The 26,966-nt window shown below is 46.9% G+C and carries 16 protein-coding genes and 1 tRNA gene; 5 read left to right on the top strand and 12 right to left on the bottom strand.

Features of this window, described 5'->3' with window-relative positions:
- The first annotated feature begins 41 nt into the window (after positions 1–41).
- A complete protein-coding gene (locus GGR07_RS07950; RefSeq protein WP_039972477.1) occupies positions 42–1,877 on the top strand; it encodes a 4-hydroxy-3-methylbut-2-en-1-yl diphosphate synthase in 1,836 nt (611 codons plus the stop codon).
- Between the two features lie 214 nt (positions 1,878–2,091).
- Here GGR07_RS07950 and GGR07_RS07945 read toward each other — a convergent pair whose 3' ends face one another.
- The 10 genes from GGR07_RS07945 to GGR07_RS07900 all read right to left on the bottom strand — a co-directional run bounded on the left by GGR07_RS07945 (position 2,092) and on the right by GGR07_RS07900 (position 17,878).
- On the bottom strand, positions 2,092–3,150 hold the full coding sequence (locus GGR07_RS07945) for a BACON domain-containing protein (RefSeq protein ID WP_021644682.1): 1,059 nt from the start codon (positions 3,148–3,150) through the stop codon (positions 2,092–2,094).
- Positions 3,151–3,161: 11 nt separating this feature from the next.
- Complete coding sequence (locus GGR07_RS07940; RefSeq protein WP_034543488.1) at positions 3,162–4,439, bottom strand: DUF4302 domain-containing protein; 1,278 nt, start codon at positions 4,437–4,439, stop codon at positions 3,162–3,164.
- Positions 4,440–4,446: 7 nt separating this feature from the next.
- Positions 4,447–5,502, bottom strand: a complete 1,056-nt coding sequence (locus GGR07_RS07935; protein ID WP_021644680.1) for a zinc-binding metallopeptidase — start codon at positions 5,500–5,502, stop codon at positions 4,447–4,449.
- A 36-nt stretch (positions 5,503–5,538) separates the two neighbouring features.
- Complete coding sequence (locus tag GGR07_RS07930; protein WP_034543490.1) at positions 5,539–7,092, bottom strand: RagB/SusD family nutrient uptake outer membrane protein; 1,554 nt, start codon at positions 7,090–7,092, stop codon at positions 5,539–5,541.
- 26 nt (positions 7,093–7,118) lie between these two features.
- Positions 7,119–10,466, bottom strand: a complete 3,348-nt coding sequence (locus tag GGR07_RS07925) for a SusC/RagA family TonB-linked outer membrane protein (RefSeq protein WP_122056740.1) — start codon at positions 10,464–10,466, stop codon at positions 7,119–7,121.
- A 699-nt stretch (positions 10,467–11,165) separates the two neighbouring features.
- Positions 11,166–11,918, bottom strand: a complete 753-nt coding sequence (locus GGR07_RS07920) for a GDSL-type esterase/lipase family protein (RefSeq protein ID WP_021644677.1) — start codon at positions 11,916–11,918, stop codon at positions 11,166–11,168.
- 651 nt (positions 11,919–12,569) lie between these two features.
- Positions 12,570–12,651, bottom strand: a tRNA-Leu gene (locus GGR07_RS07915).
- A 346-nt stretch (positions 12,652–12,997) separates the two neighbouring features.
- Positions 12,998–14,074 carry a S41 family peptidase gene (locus GGR07_RS07910; protein ID WP_081724042.1) on the bottom strand — a complete coding sequence of 359 codons (1,077 nt, stop codon included), beginning with the start codon at positions 14,072–14,074 and terminating at the stop codon, positions 12,998–13,000.
- 191 nt (positions 14,075–14,265) lie between these two features.
- The gene (locus GGR07_RS07905; protein ID WP_034543503.1) at positions 14,266–15,156 is read right to left on the bottom strand and encodes a DUF3316 domain-containing protein; all 891 of its coding nucleotides are present in this window, start codon (positions 15,154–15,156) and stop codon (positions 14,266–14,268) included.
- A 76-nt stretch (positions 15,157–15,232) separates the two neighbouring features.
- Entirely contained in the window at positions 15,233–17,878 is a 2,646-nt protein-coding gene (locus GGR07_RS07900) for a DNA gyrase/topoisomerase IV subunit A (protein WP_034543491.1), read from the bottom strand.
- A gap of 383 nt (positions 17,879–18,261) precedes the next feature.
- On the opposite strand from GGR07_RS07900, the gene GGR07_RS07895 reads away from it, so the two are divergent.
- Both GGR07_RS07895 and GGR07_RS07890 read left to right on the top strand, forming a co-directional pair.
- Positions 18,262–19,803 (top strand): glycine--tRNA ligase, encoded by a 1,542-nt coding sequence (locus GGR07_RS07895; RefSeq protein WP_021644668.1) that lies wholly within the window; start codon positions 18,262–18,264, stop codon positions 19,801–19,803.
- A gap of 12 nt (positions 19,804–19,815) precedes the next feature.
- A complete protein-coding gene (locus GGR07_RS07890; RefSeq protein ID WP_021644667.1) occupies positions 19,816–20,400 on the top strand; it encodes an FKBP-type peptidyl-prolyl cis-trans isomerase in 585 nt (194 codons plus the stop codon).
- Positions 20,401–20,571: 171 nt separating this feature from the next.
- On the opposite strand, the gene GGR07_RS07885 is transcribed toward GGR07_RS07890, so the two are convergent.
- Positions 20,572–21,438, bottom strand: a complete 867-nt coding sequence (locus tag GGR07_RS07885; RefSeq protein ID WP_034543504.1) for a M48 family metallopeptidase — start codon at positions 21,436–21,438, stop codon at positions 20,572–20,574.
- A 663-nt stretch (positions 21,439–22,101) separates the two neighbouring features.
- On the opposite strand from GGR07_RS07885, the gene GGR07_RS07880 reads away from it, so the two are divergent.
- Entirely contained in the window at positions 22,102–23,226 is a 1,125-nt protein-coding gene (locus GGR07_RS07880; RefSeq protein WP_021644663.1) for an AAA family ATPase, read from the top strand.
- Positions 23,223–23,921 (top strand): DUF4276 family protein, encoded by a 699-nt coding sequence (locus GGR07_RS07875; RefSeq protein WP_034543492.1) that lies wholly within the window; start codon positions 23,223–23,225, stop codon positions 23,919–23,921. The genes GGR07_RS07880 and GGR07_RS07875 overlap by 4 nt, the downstream gene beginning before the upstream one ends.
- Positions 23,922–24,327: 406 nt before the next feature.
- Here the strand turns inward: GGR07_RS07875 and GGR07_RS07870 are convergent, their stop codons facing one another.
- Positions 24,328–26,808 carry a DUF4922 domain-containing protein gene (locus tag GGR07_RS07870; RefSeq protein WP_034543182.1) on the bottom strand — a complete coding sequence of 827 codons (2,481 nt, stop codon included), beginning with the start codon at positions 26,806–26,808 and terminating at the stop codon, positions 24,328–24,330.
- Positions 26,809–26,966: the final 158 nt, after the last annotated feature.

Below are 26,966 nucleotides of genomic sequence, written 5' to 3'. Positions count from 1 at the left end.
TGGCCTGTTTCCGGTGACTAATGAAAAAATATCGAAACGAAGTGGAACTGTTTAATTATTTTCGGAGAGAGAGCTTAGAAGTGAATGTTGGAGCTGTGCCTTTGGGCGGCTCCAACCCTATCCGTATTCAGTCGATGACGAATACTTCCACGCAAGATACGGAGGCTTGCGTGGAGCAGGCAAAACGTATCGCAGATGCCGGCGGAGAGTATGTGCGGCTGACCACTCAGGGCGTGAAAGAGGCCGAGAACCTGATGAATATCAACATCGGTTTGCGCAGCCGGGGGTATATGGTTCCGTTGGTGGCGGATGTGCATTTTAATCCTAAGGTGGCGGATGTGGCGGCGCAATATGCCGAAAAGGTGCGGATCAATCCGGGCAATTACGTGGATGCGGCGCGTACCTTCAAGAAGCTGGAGTACACCGACGAAGAGTATGCCGCCGAAGTGCAAAAGATACGCGACCGTTTCGTGCCTTTTCTGAATATATGCAAAGAGAATCATACCGCCATCCGTATCGGGGTGAACCACGGTTCGCTATCCGATCGCATCATGTCCCGCTATGGCGATACGCCCGAAGGAATGGTGGCCTCTTGCATGGAATTCCTGCGTGTCTGCGTGGAAGAGCAGTTTCTGAACGTCGTTATCTCCATAAAAGCCTCGAACACGGTGGTGATGGTACGTACGGTTCGTTTGCTCGCTGCGGTGATGGAGCAGGAGGGGATGTCGTTCCCCCTGCATCTGGGAGTGACCGAGGCAGGAGACGGAGAAGACGGGCGTATCAAGTCGGCTTTGGGAATAGGCGCGTTATTGAACGACGGACTGGGAGATACGATACGGGTGTCTTTGAGCGAGGCGCCCGAAGCCGAGATACCGGTGGCTCGTAAGTTGGTAGACTATGTGCTGCTGAAACAAAATCATCCTTTCGTTCCGGGAGTAGAGGCGCCGGGTTTCAACTACCTCGAGCCCTCGCGCAGGAAAACCCGTGCGGTGCGGAATATCGGAGGAAGCCATCTTCCCGTTGTCATAGCCGACCGCTTCGACGGGAAAACGGAGACGAATCCGCAATTCACGCCCGACTACATTTATGCCGGAAGAGCTTTGCCCGAAATGCGGGAGGCAGGAGTGGAATATATCCTCGATGCGGATGTCTGGACGGGCGAAGCGGGAACATGGCCGGCCTTCAACCATGTGCAACTGCCGCTGATGGACGGGTGCGAAGCCGAACTGAAATTCCTGTTTATGCTCTATATGGCACAGACGGACGAAGTGATAGCCTGCCTGAAGGCGCATCCCGAGGCAGTGGTGATTTCTCAAAGCAACCATCCCAACCGCTTGGGCGAACATCGTGCGCTGGTGCACCAACTCATGACCGAAGGCTTGGAGAATCCGGTGGTTTTCTTCCAGCATTATGCCGAAAACTGTGCGGAAGACCTCCAGATAAAGGCTGCTGCCGATATGGGCGCTCTCATCCTCGACGGCTTGTGCGACGGTATCTTCCTGCTTAATCAGGGAGAGCTGAGCCATGCGGTGATTGACGCTACGGCTTTCGGAATCTTGCAGGCAGGGCGTGTACGTACTTCGAAAACGGAATATATCTCTTGTCCGGGTTGCGGACGGACGCTGTACGATTTAGAAAAAACCATTGCGCGCATCAAAGCCGCTACCTCCCATCTGGTGGGAGTGAAGATCGGTATCATGGGTTGCATTGTCAACGGCCCCGGCGAAATGGCGGATGCCGACTACGGCTATGTGGGAGCCGGACGGGGAAAGATCAGCCTGTATAAAGGTAAAACTTGTGTAGAAAAAAACATTCCCGAAGAGCATGCGGTGGAAAGGTTGCTGGAGCTTATCCGCAACGACTCTGCCGGCGGCTGATTACCGGACTGTTACAGTTTTGCTAAACACGTTTAAGCAGGGACATCCGGAATTTATCAATGGCCTGTGAAATGATTTAGTTTACCGCTTTAGCCGGCATCAGGAAACAAAGTAAGGACTGCCTCCGACCTATTATTGTCGGGCAGCCCTTGCTTTTTTGTTTGATAATTTGATGAGAAGAGAGCTCAAAAAGCTCCTGTTTTAGGCGTTCGGCCTATTTGGCTTTCTTAATAAATTTGAGGTCCACTAAACGGCTTGTTTTTTTCGCTTGATATTCACCCTTGTCAGTCCATAAGATAAACGCATGCACGACAACCGGATTCCCCTGGCTGTCTTTCCAACTACTATCTGTAACGCCATCGGGTATCATTGTGAGCTCGATATTCCGTTTGTCGTTATTCCACTGGCTTGCCAATCCGAACTTTGGATTAGGCCAAAGCCCACTTCCGTTATAACCGCCTTGCCAGGCTGCCAACCAAACATCGTTTGATACGCGTTGCGACTTGATGGCTATGCCCGGCAGGTCTGCTTTGTATAAAACCGTAATGTCAAAGTCAAGACCTTTCATCGTAAATGATTTATCTTTCTCTTTTTCCACAAAAGAGACATCGATTGTTTCTACTGCCGTTCCTTTCCATTTTTTATACTCTAATGTATAATTGCCGAGTAACATGTGGTAGGATAAGGGGGCTTCGGTTTGCGTAAAGGTGATCGTTTTGGTATAATACTTCCCTGATTTGATATTTATCTCACACTTTCTTCCGCTGTCCAGTTCGCTTATCCCCTCGATGTTGAAAACGATGGAATCGCCTTTGACTTCGTAAGATATCCATTCTTGCATTCCTTGAAATTCGAACGGCTGGTCTGTTTTCCATAAGAAGCTTTTCTCTCCTCCGGTATAAGGAAACGTATGGTCGTAAACATCGACGTCGGAGATGATGCCCATCTGTATGAAAGAAACGGTTTGTTCGTCGTCGGCATACTTTAAGGTAACGGTTGCCGTACGTGAGTTATAGCTGTTGTTAGGCTCGAAAGTCAACTCTACAGCTTTGCCGTTTACGGCAGTTTTCAGCCAGGATTCGTTGGAAGTGGCTTTTACCCCTTCCGTGTCGAGCTCGATGCTTCCCTTTCCTCCGGTATGGTTCATATCGGCTGTTGTTTTCACTACGTGAAACGCGGGTTGCTTTTCTTCGAAATCGCTATCGGAAGAACATGCGCAAAACAAGAGTGCTTGCGTCAATAATACGTAGAATAAAGAGAGTTTCTTATACATATTTCTGCCTCCTATTTTTTTGTTAAGAATAAATCGTAGAAGCGAGCATCTCCATAGCCATTGTATACACCTTTCCCTACTTCCCATAAGATGAAACTGTCGGCATAATTTCTTTCTCCTTTTGTAAACCACTCATAACCATTGTCTACCCATTTCAGAGTAAATTCGTCTCCTTCTTTTTCATTCCACTCCGTCACCAAGCCATATCCTTTGTCCCAGATCAGGTAGCCTCCGCTGCTTTTTCGTGCCCAGATGGCAAGCCACACTTCCGGATTTGAACGGAGTTGCTGTGCGTTTAGTTCCAACGCTCCTTTACGTCTGTTGTAGCTGAGCTTTACATTGAAAGGTAAGCCTTCCATAACAATGTTTCCGTTGTTTCTCTTTTTGATTGAAACGTCGATCTGCTTGCCGTTTTCGTAGTGTAGCACGTAGTTGCCCAATAGCTGGTCTTCTCTCAGGCCTTTCGGGTCGTATACCAACGCTAAGTTCGTTTGCCCGTCGGGGGTAGTAAAAGCACGCTTCTGTTTATCCCAAGAGAGGTTTTCTACTTTTTTTCCGTTCAATTCGATGGGAGCATAAAGTTTTATTCCTTTATCCGTGAACATGAATGAAAATTTTGTCGATTCTTTTCCCTGAGCCAGCATGTACGATTGGGAGGTGATGAACTCGGCTTCTGCCGGTTCTCCGGCAAATGTCCCCTTCAACCCGTTCACGGCAGCAATCATGAAATAGCTCTCCATTTCCGCTTTTGCCTTTTTCAGGTATTCGGTAGCGGGTTCTTGCAGCGCATACATGCGGATGGTGGATTTGTGCTTCTTACCGGTCATTATAATCTCGCTCTCTGTTCCCGAATCGAATATGAATTCGTAATCTCCGAGCATCCCTTTGCCTGCTCCGTCTCCATTACTCGTATCGGGATTGGAGAAATAGTGAAATAGCTCGTTGTAAGTGTCGAAATTGAGAGTGGGTCCCATGTCTTTATTTAGTGCGTAGAAACTTGACACCGATTTACTTACGTCATCTTCCAATACCGATCGGAAAACAGCATATCCATCGGTAGTGAAAGATACTGTTATGGCGTACCCTCCAAAGGCCTGATTTATGCCGCCGGGGTAATATTCCATGATCCATCCGTGTTGAGGCTTTACCAACAGCTCTCTGTATTTGACTACTTCTTGTTCCATACGCTCGGAAGCCGTTTGGTCGAAGTAGTCCTCAATCTCATTTTTGCATGAACCAAGCAGGCATGCAGCCCATATAAGCGTGAGTGTATATAAAATATTCTTCATGACTTTCTTATTTTTCAGGTTCTTTCAATAGATTGATTAAATTGGCATTGTGTATTTGGCAGCAATCTTTGTGCTTGTCCATCTTTTTTAATGCTTCCGGATAATCGGCTTTCAATTGCTGCTTGAGCAGTTGTAAAGCCGCTGCGGTTTTTGCCTTAGGGGTTCCGGGTGAAAGCAGTGCTTCCCAATCGGGTTGCATAAGGTTCATCTGTATCACTTCGTTCATGCGCCGATGCACAATCCTCTTCAAGTTGTCCATATCTATCTTCCATACCTCCTGCATGTATTTTTTCATAATCTCAGTTTTTTGCTCCAACTTCTTGCGACCGCTCTCTCCGGCCATTTCCAAAACCGCATCCCATTCTTCTTGCGTGTAGGTTACATAGCAGCATGTTATTTCCGTAATATCTTCTACTGCCATGCTTCCCGCATAAGGAGTGATGAACCCCAACTGGCTTGCTTGTTTGAGGCTTCTGTTCTGCCATCCCGACGGGCGGTAGTCTTCGGCACTGATGAGGTTGTACTCCTGCGGATAGTTGATGTCTTGCTGCAAGATGTGCGTGAACTCATGGTGCATTGTTTTGAAGAAATACTCGTTCATCTGAGCTATGTCTTTGGGGTTTAGCCAATTGGTCATGTATAGCGTAATTTTCAGCCCGCCTTCGGCCGTACCGAGCGTAATGGTACCTCCTTCGTTCCATGCTGCCGAACCGATGATTTGAAGGATGGCAGGCGCATGTTTTTTCATAAAGTCCGGACCTGCTGCTTCTACATAGGCTTCTAACCAGACATGCTTGATGATTTTGGCCAACTTCATGCTTTTCTCAAGCTCTGCCGGAACGAGATTCTTGGTAAAGTCGATTTCAATATCTTCCATACGGTATTTATAGTCGATATTATAAGATTTGATGTAGTTCTTGTATAGCCAGTCATCGAACACATTCTTAGGGGTAGAGCTTCTATTGAAAATGCTTTTCGAGGTGTCGATATCATCGTTGTCGCAAGCCGACAGGAAACCTACGGTTAAAAGGCTGCTTAAAAGGATGTATTTTATTGTTTTCATAATAGTGTGTCTTTTTTTAACTGTTTACACTTTATTTTATTTTGAAGGATTGGGAGTCATTCCTGCGGTCGTTACGGATTGCGGTATTTGTATTACACGCCTTAAATCTCCTGCAGGCAGCGTTACTTGGTTTTCCACTTCTCCGTCTACATTGTGTATGACTTCAATGCCATATCTGCGAATATCGAGCCAGCGCAGACCGCTGTACATGGTTTCGATGCGGCGGGCATGCAGCACTCCCTGCAACATCTTCTCCTGTGTGCCGGCTTCGATCTCGAAAGCTGCGTTAAACGGCTTAACTAATGCGAGCATGGGGTGTAATTCATTCTTCTGTATCGCTTTCTTGTCTGCCGCTTCTCTGTCGGTATAGAACCGGACAATCGTTTCCCGGTCGGCTCCCTCTCCGCCTTTCTTTATGTACCAGTATGAGAGATCTTGCGCTGCTTGGTCATATCGCTTCAGCATTGTGTGAATCTCCGCCCGGCAAAGCAAGGTTTCATCTACGGTAAAAGCCATTTGCACTGTGTGGGGCTGTCCTGTTTGGCTGGTTTGATTGGTTATTTCGAATATTTCATTGTATTTGGGTTGGAACTTTACAGGATATCCCGATGCACCGAATAACCAATCAAAATCTTTCAGTACGTCTCCCCAAGGCCCTCTTGAGCGATAAGTGGCAAGGGATGTCAGTATGTCGGAGTTGCCGTATCGACGGCTTGCATAGGTTCTTCCCCATAGAGAGCGCAGAGGGATCAGAAGCAAGTTGGCGGGTTCGTCCTTGCTGATAAAGCGATCTCTCCACTCGTCTGATTGTGCCAGCATTGTATATTCTTTGATGTTGCGCAATGAAGCCGAAGGATCGTCCGGAATGGCTTGGTTGGCATATTCCAGGGCTTTCTGATATTTGCCATAGAATAGATAGAATCGGGTAGCAAAAGCTGCTGCTGCCCGTTTGTTGAAATGATACAGCGGGATGGCGTAGGCGTTATCGTCGATAAGCGGATAGCCCTCTTCAATGTCCTTGGCAATGTTTTCGTACACCGATTGAACTGTCCCCCGTTCGTAGGTTTTGCCTATTTTCTTTTCCGGTTCTGTAACATAGGGTATTCCTAAATCTTTTGCGGCTGTAGCGGCGTTGTACGGTTGGCAAAATGTATTGGCAAGCAAGAAGTGGGCATACGCTCTGCACAGTAACGCTTCTCCTTTGAAAGGGGCATTCTCTTTGCTTTCTCCTATTTCCCGGATGCCTTCCAGTGCTTGGTTGGTTGTTGCTATCGCTTTATAACAACTGTTCCAAAGCTGTTCGGGGTCGTCCCAACCGTTGGGTGTGATATCTTCCCAGAAGTAGTTCTCGGTTAACATTCTGTCGCCCGTTCCGTATTGTACTCCGTTGTCCATCGCATTGTCCGTGCGATGTTCGTAGATCATCATAGGATCCACCGTCGGATATGCGGATATTAATAATTCGCTCACCTTTTGATTTGTGTCGATCTCGGTTCTTTTATCGGGAACTACATCCAAAAAAGAATCGCAAGAAGATAAGGTGATTAAACAAGCGACACCTGTAAGTATATATTCTGTTAGTTTTTTCATAACTTATTTATTTTAAATGTACGTATTTAAAATCCTAAGCGCAGTGTTGCGGTAAATTGCTTCGGAACGGGAGCGGAAACACCGCCTGAGCGGAAGAACTCCGGATCTTGTCCGTTGAGCTTCTTGTCCGAATAGATAAGGAACAGGTTAGTGCCTTGTACCTTAATGGAAGCCGACTTCAACATTTTGGTTTTCAGCAGGTTTTTTGGCAACGTATAGGTTAAGGAGACTTCTTTCATGCGGACAAATCCACCATCGGCAATACGGGCGCTTGAATAGTTGTAAGCGTTGTACGCCAGGTAGAGATTGGGAATTCTCTGTGCATCGCGGATAGAGGCGATGACCGGTATATCTGTGATTTCCTCATTTCCCTTTACGACCCAACGGTTCTTAAACTCTTTGGGGGTAGCGTCAAGGTCGTTGTATCCGCTTTTGAATACGGGGTCTAAGCGAACTTTATTTCCTGCCGAATAAGTTACGAACACATTCAACTTCCAGTTTTTGTAGGTGAAAATATTGCCCAAGCTTCCGGTTATTGTTGGGTCGGTAGGCCCTTCGTATTTTAAGAAGCTCAGATTTTCTCTCTCCTGAAAATCAATGCTTCCATAATTCGAAGAGTTGACAAGAATCTTTTCTCCTTTTTTGTCTGAGATATAGAATGTGGGAAATCCCGATTTATCCAGTCCGGCAAAGGGAATGGAGAATAATCCCCGGTGCGGGTATCCTTCTTGTGTGAATCCGTTTCCGGAAACAAGGGAGAACATGAACGAGCGTGTTTTCAGGTCGGTCACCTTGGTTTTGCTATGCCCGAATATGAAGTCCGTGCTCCATTGGAAAGTCGGTGTTTTAATGTTCTTGGTAGAGAGCGTGATTTCAAAACCGTGTGAGCGCATTGTGGCAACGTTGCCCATGCGGTTTACCTGCCCTCCGGCGCCTTGCGTGGTTGCCCATCCGATAAGATCGAAGTTGTTGCGGCGATACCAGTCGGCGGCTAAATTGATGCGGTTGTCAAGTAAGCCCATATCTATACCGATATTCAACTCGTGTTTCTTTTCGTAAGTAAGCTCTGAATTTTCCAAATCGTCGATTCGCAAACCGGATTCCGCCACACTGGCTGATGGGCGCCATGGGTTGTAGCTGTTAATGACTACGCGCGAGTTGGTAACCCACGTGGGGCCTGCATCCGCCGTAAGGCTGTAGGATGCTTTCAGTGTAAGATGCGATACGGTGGGTTCCCATTCTTTGAAAAATGATTCTTCATGGATATTCCATGCGGTGGCTATATTCCATGTGGGCAGCCAGCGCGCGCTTCGGGATTTTCCTAAACGGTTTGTTCCTTCGTAGCGTATAGTGCCCGTCGCTGTATATTTGCCTTTGTAAGAATAGGTGCCTGTGGCGAAAAATGCCAGCTGGCGGTTCGTGGTATTCCACAGACCGAAATAGTTGCTGTTTTGTTCGCGCATGCGTTTGAATGCCAGATAGTCGAAGAAAGGAAGTTCGCCGTTGTTGTATTGCATGCCCCATCCGTCAAACCAGTCTCTGGTTCTGTCTTGAGAATTCAACTCCATACCTGCATAGGAGTTGACAATGTGGGTTTCGTTAAACTCTTTGTTGAAAGTTGCAGCCAACCGGAAGTCATAGCTCAACATGCGATACTCGCTTTTGTCGTAGAATCCCCCTTTGGGCAGAATGGTATTGGGCAGCGTATTCGGCTTGTCGGGATCTTTGTATAGCCATTGGTTTCTGTTGATGATTGTGGCGTCGCCCATTGCTCTGTATGCCAATGCCTGATTCGAATTATCTTTTATCTGGTGGCTCTGTGTTACCGTTGAGTACTTCAGGGCTCCCAGGAAGCTGATCTGCAACCCGGTACGATGCTTCCACTTTAATTCTCCCTGAAACTTCAGATCGGCGATGTTCAGACTCATGTTGTTGTTTTCCAACTCGTTGAATATATTGAAGTCTGCAAAGTTACGCATGTAATAAGTATAGGGGTGAAGTGTGCGTGAAGTGTTGAGCGCATATGAATAAGGGTTGATGTCAAAGGAGCGGGAAACCTGTCCGGTTACAGCATCATTGCTTTGCCCGATTGTGCCCGGAGCCTTTTGTTTACGGTACGAGGCATTGGCAATGGCAGTAAATGCAAATTGTTTGGTAATGTTGTATGTACTGTTCAAATTTGCCGTATAGCGTTGTACGCTGCTTTGCTTCATCCACCCCGGATCGTTCATGGCGCTTAGGGAAATGTATGATGATGACTTATCGTTACCGGTAGACATGCTGACCGAGTGATTCATCATGATGCTGTTGCTAAAAAGCAAATCGAACCAGTCGGTATTTCTTTTTTCGGCATTTTGCAGATAGCGGTCTCTTGCCTCCTGTGTATTCTCCAAACCGAATTGTCCGGTTAAGGGGTCGTAATGGTGGGTCAACTGGTACATCTTTCCATATACTCCGCTGTTGGGAGCACGATAAATTGTAGCGAAATTGAGCCAGCCCTTTTTCTGCATTTCATCATAAATACTCATCTGATCTTGAGAGTTCATTATGTTGAAAGTATTGTAAGTTGGCTTGAGGCGGGTAGTGAATTCGCCGGTATAAGAGAAGCTGCTTGTTCCTTGCTTTCCTTTTTTAGTAGTAATTACGATTACGCCTGCCATGGCTTTAGCTCCGTATATGGACGTAGCCGAGCCGTCTTTCAATATCTGGAAACTCTCGATGTCGTCCGGGTTAAGCCCGGCTATGGCGGAGCTGATCAGGGTAATGGCGTCGCCCGATGAGAGCGCATCTGCACCCACATCGACAATATTGTCTTGAATTACGCCGTCTACTACCCATAAAGGCTTGGAGTTTCCATAGATAGAGGTAGCTCCCCGCACACGGATTTTCGGAGCTGTACCGAATGTTCCGGATATGTTTTGTATGGATACGCCGGCGGAACGACCTTCAAGCCCCCGGCTGATGTCTGCCATGCCGTCTACTTTGATTTGATCGGCAGAGAGCTTGTCTGTGGCGCCTGTGAAAAGGCGCTTGTCTGTGGCCACCATACCCGTGACTACAACCTCTTCGAGCATTTCGCTGTCGCTCTTCAACCTGATTTTCAGATTGGGTTTGATGGCGACTTCCTGCGTTTTCATACCTACATAAGATACTTGAAGAATTTTGGCAGTCTGGGGAACGTTAGTCAATTTGAAGTTTCCGTCAATATCCGTGATACCACCAATCTTCGTTCCTTTTATTAATACGGAAGCACCGATAATAGGTTGTTCATCCTCTTCAGAAACGACATTGCCCGTGACTGTATGAGTCTGGGCTACAATCCAGCCTATTCCCCAAAGCAGGCAGGCCGTTAACAGCATGATCTTTTTTCTCATAAACTTTTTTATAAAGAAGTGAAACAAATATGTTGTTTTTGCCTTTGTCGCTTTTGAATTGAGAGTCATTGCAGACATGCCTTCAGCTGCCCTCTATTTAAGGTATGCTTGCTTGGGCTGTTTTGCAAAAAATAAAACGATTGCAATATATATTTATTTTTTTCTTTTTTTGTATGAAAATTATTAAAATAGTATAATCGGTGTTTGTTTTTTGGCAAAAATGCCTGATATTCCTTTTTTAGTGTTATTTTTGCTTAACTCGGTTTGTCAATTTGTGCTAAAAATAGATGTTTCGAAATGAGTTATGGCCCCAGAAAAGCTTTCTTGTGCGTACGAGTTTTCTCGCCGCATAGGGATTGATCGCATTTGCGGAGGCGTGGGAATCTGCCGGTGAATGGAGCCATCTACACGCGCTACCTGTCAGGGGTTAACGACGAGTCTGCCGGCGAATGGAGAGGTTGAAAGTCGCCCTCTCACGATCCACTTCCCTGTCGAGCGTGAGAATGTGTTGGTGAATGGAGAGACGAATAGGCTTCCGGTAAAACTTCTGCCGTGCCCGGTTTCCGGTAGAAGCTTTTTGGTATTGCTTCTCTCCGCAATTTTGCTACTCCGGCGGGTGAAGACATTCCATTGCCGAAGCTTTTTGAATATTGTTTTTGTCCTCTTTAAGTCTGTTTTACCGTAATATAGGTTGGTCCTTTAATTCGTTGCTTTCAGCAATCGGGGCTTTAAGATTGCGGTCCAAAGATCGTATCCGGTTTGGTTCAGATGCAGATTATCGTCCCTGAAAATATCTGTCCGTATTTCCCCTTCCCGATTGTACATGCAAGAAGCCACGTCTACATAGAACACCTGAGCCTCTTTCTCCGCATACTCTTCGAGCAAAAAATTCATTGTTCTTTGCTTGGGAAGCATTTGTATGCGCGCGGGCGACGGCTTGAAAGAAAGTATGAATACCGGAACACCGGGGTAGTCTCTCTTCAGCCGGTTGATGAAAATCCGGAAGAAATCGAATGTTTCTCCCACAGTGATGTCTTCTCCCGATCCGGCGAGGTCGTTCTCCACATATAATACGATGCTTTTGGGGCGATAGCTGCGGGCGATTGTGTTGTAATTGTAAATCATATCGCGTATGGCGGCCCCTCCGTACGAACGGCGGATGATTTTCAGCGGGTGCATGTCCTGATAAATATTGTCCCACATATTGATCGAAGAGCTTCCGATGAATAATACGTCGCAGGAGACATCCTGCAACTTGAGGTTTTCCGACTGATACCGGTCGATATCCGCCTGATAGCGGGTGATCCATTTTGTTGCATCTGCGTGATTGACAGGCAGGTATTCCGTAAAGCGAACGGAGTCGGTTGCTGCTTTCGCACCGGTTTGTGCTTTACATGGTACTGAGGCTGACAGAAGCAGCCCGAAAAATAAGATTGATTTTAAGTTTTTCATAAGGCATGTCGGTTGGGTTGTATGTAATCGGTTTTTGCAGAGGTTTTATAACTACAACAAGTCCGGAGTCTGAAATGTTGTGTCGTTTTCTGTTATATGAGATAATGTGTTCAAGGCTTGCGCAATCACAGAGTCTGAAATGTTGTGTCGTTTTCTGTTATCGGCATAATTTCTTTTCCGGAAAACGATGTTCCGGAAGCGCTATTCCAAGCTTATGAAACTTCTCTTTTAAAGGATACGTTCTGACTAAGAAAATATCCCGTATGCCCCATTCCGAAAGCACTTTCTTGCTCAACAGCGATACGTTCTGACTAAGAAAATATCCCGTAGTTTGTCCACTGCCTCCATTTATGCCGCTCCTGTGAAAAACACCGGAACGTAGTCGATGTTTTTAAAAGACTGATGGCGTATGACGGGTAGAACGCTGTTCCGCCCGGTATATGAACGATGCTTCCGGGAGCGGTTGCTTTGTGTATAAAGGAATATGTGGGATGCAGCAGAGATGACGTTCTGCGTGTACGGGGTAATTGAGAGACGTTCGGCAGTTGTAATTTGAGGTGTTGTCAGCATGCGATTAACGCAGATTCGCGCAACATATAAAATGATAGCTTTGCGTGAATCTGCGTTAATTTTGTATTCCAAAAATGTTTGTGCGGATGATAGGACTCGAACCTACACGTCTCTCGACACCAGATCCTAAGTCTGGCGCGGCTACCAATTACGCCACATCCGCATGTGTCGCTTTCGTTTAGCGGTGCAAAGATAGATATAATTTCTAACCCGGCAAATAAAACAAGGATAAAGTTGAGTATTTCCCTTGATGAAGGGCTGCCGGGCAGGATGATGCAAAAGGGTTGTCGGCAAGCCGACTTCGTGAAAGAAAAGGGGGGCTTACTAAAACGAAAAAGACTCCAGAGGAGCCGATTTACGGGCTTAAACAAACCTTTTTATGCTTTCGAAAAGTTTTATCGGACACCAATAATTTTATTACCTTGCAGGTTTCGTTGCATACCGATATCGTGCCATTACATCTGATTTATTACCTTGCAGGGCTTGCAGCGGCCCTGACGATGGGCCGTCTACTGACTCAACACCTTGAAAGCCTCCTCAATCAGCGTGTCTTTATTTTTCAGTTCATCTTCGGGGAGCATGTGGACGGTAATGTGCGGAGCAATCCCGTCTTCAATCGACTGCATGTTCTTATCGTAGTGAGGGCACGCGGAGAAACGGATGCTCCATCCGTTAGGCAGTTCGGAACTGAAAGGGAGTCCCGATCCGCCACCGGTCCGGTCGCCTAACTGTATGATCTTTCCGCTCTCTATGCTTCGCATTGCATTCACGAAGTCGTTGGTGGCGCTATAACATCTTCTGTTTGTCAACAACACGACTTTCTTTTGCCACCGTATGCTGCTCGAAGGTTCCAGATAAATGGGCTTGGGTTCGGAGAAGTCACTATGCCCCGGTCCGGTTTTGTGGCGAATATATCCGGTCAGCACTTTCTCATTGGTGAACCGTGCTGCAATACGGGTGGAGTTGGTAAGTTCACCGCCGCCATTATCGCGAACATCGATAATGAGTCCGTTGCAGACGGATAGATAAGAAAGTGCTTCGTCCAGATTTCCGTTGCCGACTCCGGAGTTGAAGCTCCCGTAGCGGATATATCCGATGTTATTGTCGAAAATCTTGTATTTCAGTCCCGCAGCCGTCCGGTAGTCGCTACTGGCTTTTCCCAGATAGTGCCGATAAAGAATGTCCTCCCGAAAATTCCAGGGATAGTCTTGATAGTGAGCGTCGTAGAAAGATGTGCGGCTCGACGAGCTGAGGTTGACATGCCCGTCTTTCAGTACGGCGAGCATTTCGCTGAGTTTAGTGAATAAGTCTTCATGCGTCATCTGAGGTATAATCATCTTCTTATATTGGGTATGCACGGCATCCCAGTCGATTTCTTTCTCGTCGAGAAAGCAATAATGTTCGTCGATTATTTTCCATAGCTGTTCGAAGTTGCCCATAGGGTCGTCCGCATACTTGTCTTCTCCGATGCAACCGGTCGGCAGGATGAAGCAACAGATAATGCAGAGTATCTGAATGATTTTGTTCTTCGCAAACCGCCATCCGGGCCCGATGCCCGGATGGCCATTGGTTTGACGCCGAAGCATTTTGCTCTTTGCGCCGAAGCGTGCTATAACAACGTCCGGCTGCTTGTGGCATCTGAGAGCAACGACTTTGTTTTTTGTGATGCGTTGTGTCGGCGTAGCTTCCGGATGCCTGTCGCAGATGTTTCGTATGATTGCCTGTTTCATGATATACCTCTTTTCTGTCTTGTTAAGTTGTTTTTGTTTCTTCCGGCTCAATATGCCCTGACCGATGGCGGCAAAGCCGATTCCTCTTTGTTCGAAACGCGATATATGTTTTTCACAAAGCCTATCATAAATATATGAGAGTAGGTGTGTGTCTTGATCCGGTTGACGTTCGATTGCTGTAAGTCCGCCAGATAGCTGACACGCATTCTGGCTTTGCCTACGGGAAAGTCTGCCGACAACATCTGCCTGAGGGAGGGCTGATTGTGCAGGGAGGTGAACTGCACCACTCCGGAAGTATTCTCTACGGAAAATATCTCGTAGTAAGACTGCCCGTAACGCGGTGAGAACATAAGTCCGATGAGTGGGAAATTGGCTTGATAGCGAAGAACGATGGGGTAGCGTTTAATCTTCAGATGCCAGATAGCCATTCCCGAAGCGTCGAGGTTGGCGTATGCCCGTGCCGATGCCGGATTGTTCGTGTTCCGCAGATTATAGACAAATCCTCCGTTGGCGTCGAACAGACCGCCCGCCAATAATTTGAAATTCTCTGTGAGGCGGAACTGGTAATGCAGCCCGTAGTTCCAGTTGACCAGCGCAGAGAAAGTATTGTTGTTGTCCGCCCGGTTGTGAGTATATCCGATATTGGCCTGAAAGAAGTTCTGGGCCGAGATGTTCCCGTCGAACAGCCTTGTCATCCGCATGCTTTCGCGCGAGATGCGAAACTCGACTCCTTTGTATTCCTGTGGCGAAAGGTAAGTGTCGAACACATTGGTATATCCCGCGCCGTACATGGTGGAGCGTATCATGTAGCGGTGAGCCCGCAGGCTGTCTGATGCCTTGCGGTCGACACGTTCCGCACGCGTGTTGTTTCCTCCCCAAGAGGCCGAAAGGGGAATCACTGACAGTATGATTGCGGCAAAACAAGTTTTCAGTTTTATCATCTTCGTTCGTCTTTGTTTATTTTTGCTATATAAAAAGACCGTGACTATGTTTATGATTCCGGTGCCGGCCGTTTTAAAACAGTTTCATCTGACCCGTAATCTCGTCTATGATGTCTCCTTCGCTTTTATCGCAATCCGGATCCAGATTTTCCGGCTCCTCATCATCCTGCTTTTCTTCCTCTTTCGGAGGTTCCGGGAAGCGAGTAGGTTCCAGCTCATTGATGGTATCTATCGTATAGGTCGTCAGTCGTTTGCCTTTCGCCTTAAATCCTTTTACCGCAATAAACTCGTCGGCATCCACCTCCATAGGTTCGCGGAAGTTGTCGTGCCCTCCGAATACCACTTCCAGGCGCGGATAGTATTCGTCGGTCAGCAGGATGAGGCGGTTGCTTTTGTTTTCGCCCAGATAATTCTGCTTTCGGTTGGAGCTTTCGAAGCAGAAGCGTTTCAGATACGGATAGTTTTGCTGGTCGGCATCATACAGGGCAGCGGTCCACACCTTGTTGGCGTCGAACTTCTCTACGATGCTTACATTGTCTTCGTAATGGTTGCTCAGGTCGAAGTTGCTTGTGTAGAACTCCCCGTTGTTTAGCACCACCAGTATGGTATCGTCGCTCTGGAATTCTCCCAGATATTCTCCCCGTCCGTCGTAGTTGAGGCGAAGCACATCCCTGTCGAACCACACTTTTCGTCCGCCGAGAGTAGAGCCTCCGCGTTGCTTGAGAGTGATCTTGTGCACCGGCAGACGAGTGAGAATCACGCCTCGCGCCTGACGGCCCTTGATGGATATTTCGCTGAAGTCACGTTCAAAGATAATCCGCCGTACACGAGGGTTCGGTTTCAGGGTTACTTTGATGATTTCCGCTTCTCCGTTCGGGTTGGCGCTGAAATATGTAATACGGGAGTCGGGCGTTCCTTGCGTGACATCGTATTCGCGGTCGCGTACCACCGATGTCACCGCAAACCGTTTGATGTAGGTGGTTCCTTCCTTCCCGTCGCGATAAGTGGCGTTATAGATGGTTCGCTTGTCGTTTTTCTTGAATACGTTGATATAGATGACGTTTTTCCCCACAAACTTCTTGTCGGCCACCGGAGTCACGATATACTTTCCATCCCTGAAGAAGATGATTACATCGTCTATGTCCGAGCAGTTGGCTACAAATTCGTCTTTCTTGAGCGAAGTTCCTATGAATCCTTCCTCGCGGTTGATATACAGCTTCTCGTTCGCTTCCACCACTTTGGCGGCTTCGATTGTGTCGAAGTTGCGCAACTCCGTGCGGCGCGGGAAAGCCTTGCCGTACTTGTTTTTCAACATTTCATACCACTCGATCGTATAGTCTACGATATGCGCCAAATGATTGTCGATCTCCGCTACCTCTTCCTTCATCCGCGCGATGAGTTCGTCCGCCTTGTCCGAATTGAACTTCAGGATACGTCCCATCTTGATTTCCATCAGCTTGAGAATATCCTCTTTGGTCACTTCGCGGATAAACTGCGGATAGAACGGAGTCAGGCGCTCGTCGATATGTTCGCAGGCGGCGTCCATGCTCTTCGCTTGTTCGAACTGCCTGTCTTTATAAATGCGTTCTTCGATAAAGATTTTTTCGAGCGAAGCGAAATGGAGTCCTTCCAGTATCTCTTCTCTGCGTATCTCCAGTTCCTGACGCAGAAGACCGAGCGTATTGTCCGCCGATTTCTTCAGCACCGAGCTTACGGTAAGGAAGTGCGGCTTCCGCTCGTTGATTACGCAGCAGTTGGGCGAAATGCTCACTTCGCAATCGGTAAAGGCATATAGCGCGTCGATGGTCTTGTCCGACGAAGTGCCCGGGGCCAGATGCACCAGTATCTCTACGTTGGCGGACGTGTTATCGTCTACCTTCTTTATCTTGATTTTCCCTTTGTCCACCGCTTTCAGGATAGAGTCGATGACGGAAGAAGTCGTTTTTCCGTAAGGGATTTCGGTAATGGCAAGTGTTTTATTGTCTATCTTATTGATTTTTGCCCGTACTTTCACGCTGCCTCCCCGTTCTCCGTCGTTGTACTTGGATACGTCTATCGACCCTCCCGTCTGAAAGTCAGGATAGAGTTTGAAAGATTCTCCTTTGAGATAGTTGATGGAAGCGTCGCAAAGCTCGTTGAAGTTATGGGGAAGGATTTTCGAAGATAGTCCTACGGCAATGCCTTCCACCCCTTGCGCCAACAACAACGGGAATTTTACCGGAAGCGTGACCGGCTCTTTGTTTCGTCCGTCGTAAGACAGTTTCCACTCCGTGGTTTTGGGATTGAACACTACGTCGAGCGCGAACTTCGAAAGGCGTGCTTCGATATAACGCGGAGCGGCTGCCCCGTCGCCCGTCAGGATATTTCCCCAGTTCCCCTGGCAGTCTATCAGCAAGTCTTTCTGTCCCAACTGTACCAGTGCATCGCCGATGGAAGCGTCGCCGTGCGGGTGAAACTGCATCGTATGCCCTACGATGTTCGCCACCTTGTTGTAGCGTCCGTCGTCCAACCGCTTCATCGAATGCAGGATGCGGCGTTGTACGGGCTTCAGCCCGTCGTTGATATGGGGAACGGCGCGCTCCAGAATAACGTATGACGCATAGTCCAAAAACCAGTTCTGGTACATGCCCGTCAGTTGGTGTCTGATGCTTTCATTCCGGTTATCTGCCGGTTTATAGTCTGAATGTCCTTCGGTTATATCGTTTATCTCGTCACTCATAAAGCTTGCTTATAGTGTGTTTCTTATGTATTTCAGGCAAAAATACAAAAATAAAAGAGATTACGATGAAAAAAACTTGGAAACTGTTCGGGATTTTTACATTGTTTATGCCGTTGAAGTCGTTTGTAGCCCCCGATTATGCTTAGGGTAAAGAAGCTGGCGGTTGCGTCTTTGCCGGATATGCCTGATCGGTGCAGCGAACCAATGAAAGCGATTTACTTCGTCCGTGTGGCACCTTTACCGGATATGCCTGATGAGTACGGTTCAAAGGCGGGTATAAGATAAATTAATACCCCCGCCTGTCTGATTTACGGGATAAATACCTATCTTTGTGGCACTTTTTTGAAATGAAAGAAAATCAATTTATTAGATACAGATAAAAAATGGCACAAGAAGACGTTTTTAAGAAACTGGTATCGCATTGCAAGGAGTATGGTTTCGTGTTTCCTTCGAGCGATATATACGACGGATTAGGCGCTGTGTACGACTACGGTCAGATGGGCGTTGAATTGAAAAACAACATTAAAAAATACTGGTGGGACAGCATGGTGTTGCTGCATGAAAACATTGTCGGCATCGACTCCGCCATCTTCATGCACCCTACTATCTGGAAGGCTTCCGGCCACGTGGATGCTTTCAACGACCCTTTGATAGACAACAAAGACTCCAAGAAACGTTATCGTGCCGATGTGTTGATTGAAGACCAATTGGCGAAATACGACGATAAAATAAACAAGGAAGTGGCGAAAGCCGCCAAGAGGTTCGGAGACGATTTCGACGAAGCGCAGTTCCGCTCTACCAACGGACGCGTGCTGGAGCATCAGGCGAAACGCGACGCGTTGCACGAACGCTTTGCCCGGGCGTTGAACGACGGTAATCTTGAAGAGCTCCGCCAGATCATCATCGACGAAGAAATCGTTTGTCCTGTTTCGGGAACGAAGAACTGGACGGAGGTACGTCAGTTCAACCTGATGTTCTCTACCGAGATGGGGTCTACGTCTGAGGGAGCCATGAAGGTGTATCTCCGTCCCGAAACGGCACAAGGCATCTTCGTCAACTATCTGAACGTGCAGAAGACCGGACGCATGAAAGTTCCCTTCGGCATTGCCCAGATAGGTAAGGCATTCCGCAACGAGATTGTTGCCCGTCAGTTCATCTTCCGCATGCGTGAGTTCGAACAGATGGAGATGCAGTTCTTCGTAAAACCGGGAACCGAGCTCGAATGGTTCAAGCAATGGAAAGAGATCCGCCTGAAATGGCATAAAGCGCTTGGCTTCGGCGACGACCATTACCGCTACCACGACCACGACAAGCTTGCCCACTATGCCAATGCGGCTACCGACATCGAGTTCCTGATGCCGTTCGGCTTTAAGGAAGTGGAGGGTATTCACTCGCGTACGGACTTCGACCTGTCTCAGCACGAGAAGTATTGTGGAAAGAGCATCAAGTACTTCGACCCCGAGCTGAACGAATCGTACACGCCGTATGTCATCGAGACTTCCATCGGCGTAGACCGCATGTTCCTAAGCATCATGAGCGCCGCCTATTGCGAAGAACAATTGGAAAACGGTGAAAGCCGTGTCGTATTGAGGCTTCCCGCCGCTCTGGCTCCAGTCAAACTGGCTGTGATGCCGTTGGTGAAGAAAGACGGGCTGCCCGAAAAAGCGCGTGAGATTATCAACGACCTGAAGTTCCACTTCAATTGTCAGTATGACGAGAAAGACAGCATCGGAAAGCGTTACCGCCGTCAGGATGCCATCGGTACTCCTTACTGTGTGACTGTGGACCATCAGACGCTCGAAGACAACTGCGTGACGTTGCGCAACCGCGACACCATGCAGCAAGAGCGTGTGCTCATCTCCGAGCTGAACAATATTATTGCAGACCGGGTGAGCATTACTTCATTACTGAAAACCATCCAATAAAAACTTTGACGAATGAGCAAGAAAATCTATTTATTCTCCATCTTGTTGATGGCTCTGGCGTTCGCTTCTTGCAGCGAAACCAAGGAAGAAGACAGGTATGCCGATTGGCGGAAAAGGAACGATGCGTTTCTCGATTCTTTGGCGAATGTCTATGATACGAAACCCGGACATGGCGGACTGTCGCGTTTCGAGTTGACTTCCGCTCCGGGCTCTTATATCTACTATAAGGTGAAAGAGAGTGCGCCTGCCGGAAATACGGAGTCTCCTAAATATACCGATTACGTAAAAGTGTATTATAAAGGTACGAACATTCTGGGAGAGATTTTCGACGGCAACTTCAAAGGTGAGAATCCCGTCGAAGGCGAAGGTGATGCGGGAACGGGCGATACTTCTCCCACCGTGTTCGGGGTGAACGAGGTGATCACGGGTTGGACCGAAACGGTTCAGCGGATGAAAGTAGGCGATCGCTGGGAAATCTACATCCCTTGGAAGTATGCTTACGGAAGTACGGATAAAAGCACCCTTATTCCGGCGTATTCCAATCTTATCTTCGATTTGAAATTGCTTGCTTTCTCCGGTAAGAAAGAGGATTTGTAAGTCCGGTTTATATAGGCTGAAGAAGTGAGGGCGTTAAAAAAAAGAACGCCTTGAACATAAGCATCCCCCTGCTACAGATGCACCTGCCGTAGAAGTCGGACAGGTTGGTTGGCTGTAACAGGGGGATGCTTTTACTATTATGCGTATATCCTTCTTATTCGTATATCTTTCTTATTTCGATATTCTTTCGAAAGTGAACGAGCGTCCTTTCTTCGTTTTCCCGGTGGCAGGACGAGCCGTCTGTTGTCCCGGTTTGTAATACTTCATCGCCTCCGGCAACAGTTTCTTAATGTTTCTGATGCGCGTTTCGTCGGAAGGGTGCGTGCTCATGAATTGCGGAACTTTCTGCCCTCCGCCCGCCGACATGCGCTGCCAGAAAGCAATGGCCGCTTCGGGATTGTAGCCTGCCATAGCCGCGAATACAAGTCCCAGATGGTCGGCTTCGCTCTCGTTCCTGCGCGAATAGGGGAGCATCACGCCATACTGGGCGCCCAATCCGTACACCTGCTGCGCCAATATCTGGGTCTCCGCCGATTTCCCCGCGAGCACCCCGCTCAACACTTGTCCTCCGTATGAGGCAAGCATCTGCTGGCTGATGCGTTCTGCCGAGTGCTTCGCCACAGCATGTCCCACTTCATGTCCAAGGACGATGGCAAGCCCCTCTTCCGTTTTGGTATAAGGAAGTATCCCCTCGTTCACCACAATCTTTCCGCCGGGCATGCAGAAAGCATTGGGCGTATTGTCCTGCACCAGATGGAATTCCCATGCGAAATTCCGGACCTGATCCTCCATCCCGTTTGTGCGGAGGTACGTTTCTACGGCATTGGCAATGCGCTGTCCCACCCGTACCACCATTGCTTTGTTGGCTGCGTTGGTCGACTGCTTAGCCGTTTTCATGTAGTCTTTAAAGCTCGAGTTGCTTAAACTCATCACTTCGGAATCAGATACCAACAGCAACTGTTTGCGTCCTGTCAGCGCCACCCGGCTGCATCCTGCAACCAATAAAAGCACGGAGATGGCTAATATTACCTTCTTCATCATTGAGTCGATTATAATGGTTAGATATGCAAATGTAACAAAAAGACCTGAAAATAAGATGATTTGGCGTTTTTATTTTCATTCGTTGTATTTCGGCAACCGATGTAAAGCGGCTCTATTCTCGTATCTTTTTCATGCACGCTTGTTCACCTTATCTGATGCTTTCATACATCAATGATATGCCGGATACTTTACATATATAGTCAGCGTGGTGGCTATATATGCACAGGTAGCTTGAGTATATATGGCTACCGTGGTGGCTATATATACTCAGCATGGTGGCCATATATACTCAGCAGACGGGCTGTATATCTTCAGCGAATCGGGTTTATATCTCCGGGAAACCGGCTATTTCAAACAGTTGCGGATTACAGAACCGCATTTTGCCGCCGAAAAATGATTTCTTTTTTTATGTAATTTTTGCGAGAAAAGATAACTTGCTTAGAATAAAGCAATTGGTCGGATTGCTTGAAAATTGGCTAACGGAATAGGAACCGTTCGTATTTCTGGGTTCTTCATAGCTTTGCCACAATGTGGCAACTCTTATGGTTGCGAAGATAGAGAAAATAATCATATTGAGCATGTTCCCTGTATGTTTTCTCACCGTTTTTTCGCACGTTTATATTTTATCATTACTTTTGCAACAAGTTTAAATTTAGTATAATGACTAAGACTCATCAAAGGACCAAATTGCAAGAAGTGACAATTAAAGGTTATAAATCTATCGCCTTTAATAGACCTGTAACATTGAAACTTAATGATGTTAGCATATTGTTAGGTGCAAATGGTGCAGGGAAAAGCAACATCATTAGTTTTTTTCGAATGTTAAGCTATATGATGAGCAAATCATTTGGGAAATATGTTGAAATGTCTGGAACGTCAAATGCTTTATTACATTATGGCACAAAAAAAACGCCAGTTATGTCTGGAGAAATAAAATTCTCGAATTCTAAATCTATTGATACATACAGCTTTTCTTTGTTGAATGCAACCCCCGACAGGTTAATCATTACGGAAGAGCGAATTGTATGGCATCGTAAAGGAGAAGTAAAACCATATGAAGTTACTTTAGAACCTGTATTTAAAGAATCTGCTCTTGCTGAGAGCGATAATCCTGTAGCAAAGACGATATTTCAGATGCTATCATATTGTAAAGTATACCAATTTCATGATTCATCAGTGGAAGGACCTTTGCGTCAGGTTTGTCCTGTAGAGACAACTAATTATCTTCAATCACATGGTAATAATTTACCATCTTTCCTTTTGTTTTTACGTGAGAATTATAAAAATTCATACAATAGAATAGTCGATTATATCAGAGAGGTAGTGCCTCAGTTTCAAGACTTCTATCTTGAACCTAATAACGGGTTTGTTTCTCTACGTTGGATGGATAATTCAGCTACAGATTATCGTTTTAATGCCTATCAATTTTCTGATGGATCAATTCGATTTATAGCCTTGGCTACCTTGCTTTTACAACCTCCACAGACAATGCCGCATGTGATAATACTTGACGAACCAGAATTAGGTTTACACCCATATGCTATAACTCAACTTGCTGAGATGATAAAGGATGCGTCAATACATGCACAGATTATTATTGCCACTCAAAGTAAAGATTTGGTGGACCATTTTGATATAGATAATATTTCTGTCATTGAAATGGATAAAGAAACCCAGTCTACCACTGTTACCCATTTAAGCGATGAAGAATATCATCTATGGCTTCAAAAATATACTGTTAGTGAATTATGGGATAAAAACATCATAGGAGGACGCCCTGTATGAAGGCAAAGATAATCCATATCTTATGTGAGGGGCAGACAGAGCAAGGGTTTGTTGAGGAGGTTTTGCATCCATATCTTCAAAATAATGGTGTAACAGGTGTAAAGAGCATTCTGATTACAACTAATAAAAAGAAAAATGCACGAGGAGGAACGTTGACATATAATCACGTTTTGACGGACATTAACCTATTGCAACAAACGAAAATAGATGGAGATTATGAAAGACATATATTTACAACAATGTTTGATTTATATGCTCTTCCTGATGACTTCCCAGGTTTCGAAAAAAGAAAAACGATTAGTGACCCTTATTTAAAAGTGTCTAATTTGGAGAAAGATTTTGCAGATGCAATAAATGATAAACGCTTCATTCCATATATTCAACTTCATGAGTTTGAGGCTCTTCTATTTTGCGGCATTGGATACATTACAAGTTTTTATCCCGATTGTGAGAAACGATGTGAACAATTAACTCAAGACTTACAAAAAGTTGGGAATCCGGAGTTAATTAACAATAGCCCAGAAACTGCACCAAGTAAACGTATTATAAAAGCAATAGAGGGAGATAAAAAGACGCATTATAATTATAATAAACCTAAAACTGGTAAATTTGTAACGAAAAATATTGGTATTGATGAACTCCGTTCAAAATGCAAGCATTTTGATGAATGGATTGAAAAGCTAATATGCTGTTGAAACATTATAAACCGACACCCAATTTCTTAGGAGTTTGAATGTCGGTTTATATTTATAGTTGTTTGTCATCAATTTCGACAAATAGATAATGAATAGAATCTTTTATTAGATAGTCGTCCCTTAAAAACTATATTTCAGCGTGAAGTTTGTGAAAGCGAACTTCACGCTGAAATATAGTTTTTAAGGGACGACTACTTAATACTTATACAGATGGCATTTATATCTATCGGTTCAAGTGACCGAACGATTAAATTGTCTCTTGGAAAGCGTAGAACTGTAATACCACATTTTAGTTTGAAGGACTTGAGAAGCCCGAGATACAGATATAACAATAGCAGCCCATCCGTTACATAAAAGATGGGCTGCTTCGTTGTTGATACTCAAAATGCGTATATGCTGAAGTTAGTTATTCCTCGTCCTCACCCAAGAGTTCGGATAGACGCGCGATGAGGCTGTCCATCTTTTTCTTCGGCAGGCTGACTTCTTTGTAGATTCCCGTTATTTTCTCCGGCGTCACCTTGTCCGTATCTTCCGGACGGGTGATGGGGAAGATGCCGTTCATCTCCGCAATGGCGGGACTGATGAGCATCTGCTCTTCTCCTTCGGCGAAGTAACAGTCGGGACGATGTTTGGAACGCAGGAAGATGACGCAAGAGTAGCGTTTCGGGTCGGTGTCTTCGCCTTCGAGCAGCTCGTCGAGCACTTCGGTCTTGTTCCAAAGCATAATGTTCACCATCGGCTCTTCCTTGCCGTAGATGCGGCGAATCTCCTTGAACACCGTTTTCAGCAGCTTGCTCATGTGTTTTCTGCCTTCGGTGGTGATGGATATGGCCGTAAAAGGAGCTTTCACGGCATTTATTTCATAGTTTCCTTCCCAATCTTCGGCAATCGGCGTGCAGTCGTAGTCTTCACAAAAGATGCCCGCCATGCTCTCTTCTTTACCGGCTGCCTGGAAGTGGCAGTGGTCGGGTGCGGAAGCTCCGCAGGCAGGACCGTTGTACAGGATGAAATACTCGTCCAGACATTCGGCAAGGTCGAGCATGTCTTCAAAACGGTCGGCAACCGATTGCGCGCGATGGTTCTTTTCGATGATGGTAAGATGCCGCTCGAATATGGGGTAGGGGTTGAGGCATATATGGTAATATTTGAAGTTGACTGCTTCCTGCTCCGCAGGGCGGTTCTTTTCGCAGAGGAAGCAGGGCCTTTGGGCGATGGATGCGGCGTCGGTCTTCGCCAAAGCGGAGCGCGAGCGTGCCGGGTTGGGGTAGTACTTCACCTGCATCACGAAGTTGTCTTCTACCATTTGCAACTTCTTCATCTTCTTCCGGTTGTCTTTCAGCAGTTTGAAGTTCGTTTTAGCCAGTTCCCAAGCGTTCTTTTGCCGTTTGATCATTTCGTTCACGTTCGCCTGAAGCTCGGGAGATACTCCGTATTCTTCCATCCGTGCCTGAAGTTCCCAAGTACGTATGCGGTCTTTATACAGATTGTTGCGGTTCACCTTCTCGGGCTCGAGTGCCGCATCGGAGTTTCCTTCCCATCGGCGGCAACGGTAAAGCACATCGTAGATGCGTCCGATGCGATACTCGCGCGAGATTCTCAGCCCTACCGCATAATCTTCTCCATAGCTGGTGTTGGGCAGTTTGATTTCCCTCAGCAGAGGCGTGAAGAAAGCTCGCGGAGCTCCCAGCCCGTTGATGCGCAGTGCGTTGTTCCGTCCGTTCTCCGGCGTCCACTCCTTATGGTCGATGATGCCCGGCGCTATTTCGTTCATGTCGAAATCCGTCATTTGATAAGTGCCTATCACCATGCCGCAGTTTTCGCGGTAGAAAGTATCGACTATTTTCTGCAGCGCATGTTCGTCGGCGTATACATCGTCGCTGTCGAGCTGTACGGCAAACTTGCCGCATTGCTCATGAGCCACGCCCAGATTCCAGCAACCGCCTATGCCCAAGTCGTCTCTTTCGGGAATCAGGTGGATGAGGCGTTCGTCTTTTGCCAGTTCTGCCAACGCTTCGGTGGTTCCGTCTGTGGAGTGATTGTCGATAACGATGACGTTGTAGCGAAACCGCGTCTGCTGCTGAAGAGCCGAACGTACGGCATCGCCGATGGTACGAACCCGGTTGCGCACCGGAATAATGACAGACGCTTCGTTTTCGAATTCCGTGCCGTTCAGGTCGATGTCGAGGCAGTAAGGATCTAAATAAGCACCGATCTCTTTCAGGTGCTGCGTGCATGCCTGTTCCATTTCCAACTGTATGCTGCGGTTTTTCGGATCTACATAGTCGAACTGCTTTTCTCCGCTTTTCCGGCTGTCGGTTTCCACTTCGGTATAAAGGTATTCGTTGATATGCACCAGCGAGTATTCGGTTGAGAGTGCCAGGCGAAGCGCGTACAGCCCTGCCGCTTTGTAACTTGCTTTTACCTTTTTCGCCGCACGGCGGAACGCTTCGGCATGGAAGAGCAGCAGCGACCCGAAGTCGAAGTCATCGCGAAGGCTCCCCGTCTGATAGTCGATAACCGGTACTTGACGGCGTACTCCGTCCGTCAGTTGGTAGCGGTCGGCATATACCATTCCCGTCTTGCTGTTGCTTCCCGCCACCTGCATCATTCTTTCCAGAGCATACAGCCCCGGCTGCAACGGAGTGCTTTTGAGCGACAGCAATACATATTCGGCATCTGCCGAATGCGTGGCGATGGTTTTCATCGTTTGTCCGGAGAAGAGGCATTCGGCCTGAAGCTCTTCACAGCCGGCTATTTTCAAACCGCCGGGCTTCGGAGTGAGCACATAGATTTTGTTCACCAGCTCTGAAGCCTGCAATTCTTTTACGGTTTGCATGATGTCTTCGGCATTTCCCGAAGACAAAAAACAATTCATCTTTTTTTTCATGTCTGCTGATTGTTATTAGGAGAACTGCCGTTGCCGTTTTGTGCCCGTGGCTTGCGTGTTGTTGTGCAAATTCCGGGAGCAATGGTTGCGGAGTAAACTCCGGTCATGTTTTTCTTGGGATGCAAATGTAGTTATTTTCTATAATAATAGCCATAACC

It is taken from the genome of Bacteroides pyogenes (assembly GCF_014196225.1).
Taxonomy (GTDB): domain Bacteria; phylum Bacteroidota; class Bacteroidia; order Bacteroidales; family Bacteroidaceae; genus Bacteroides; species Bacteroides pyogenes_A.
This window is presented reverse-complemented; position numbering and strand designations above follow the sequence as displayed.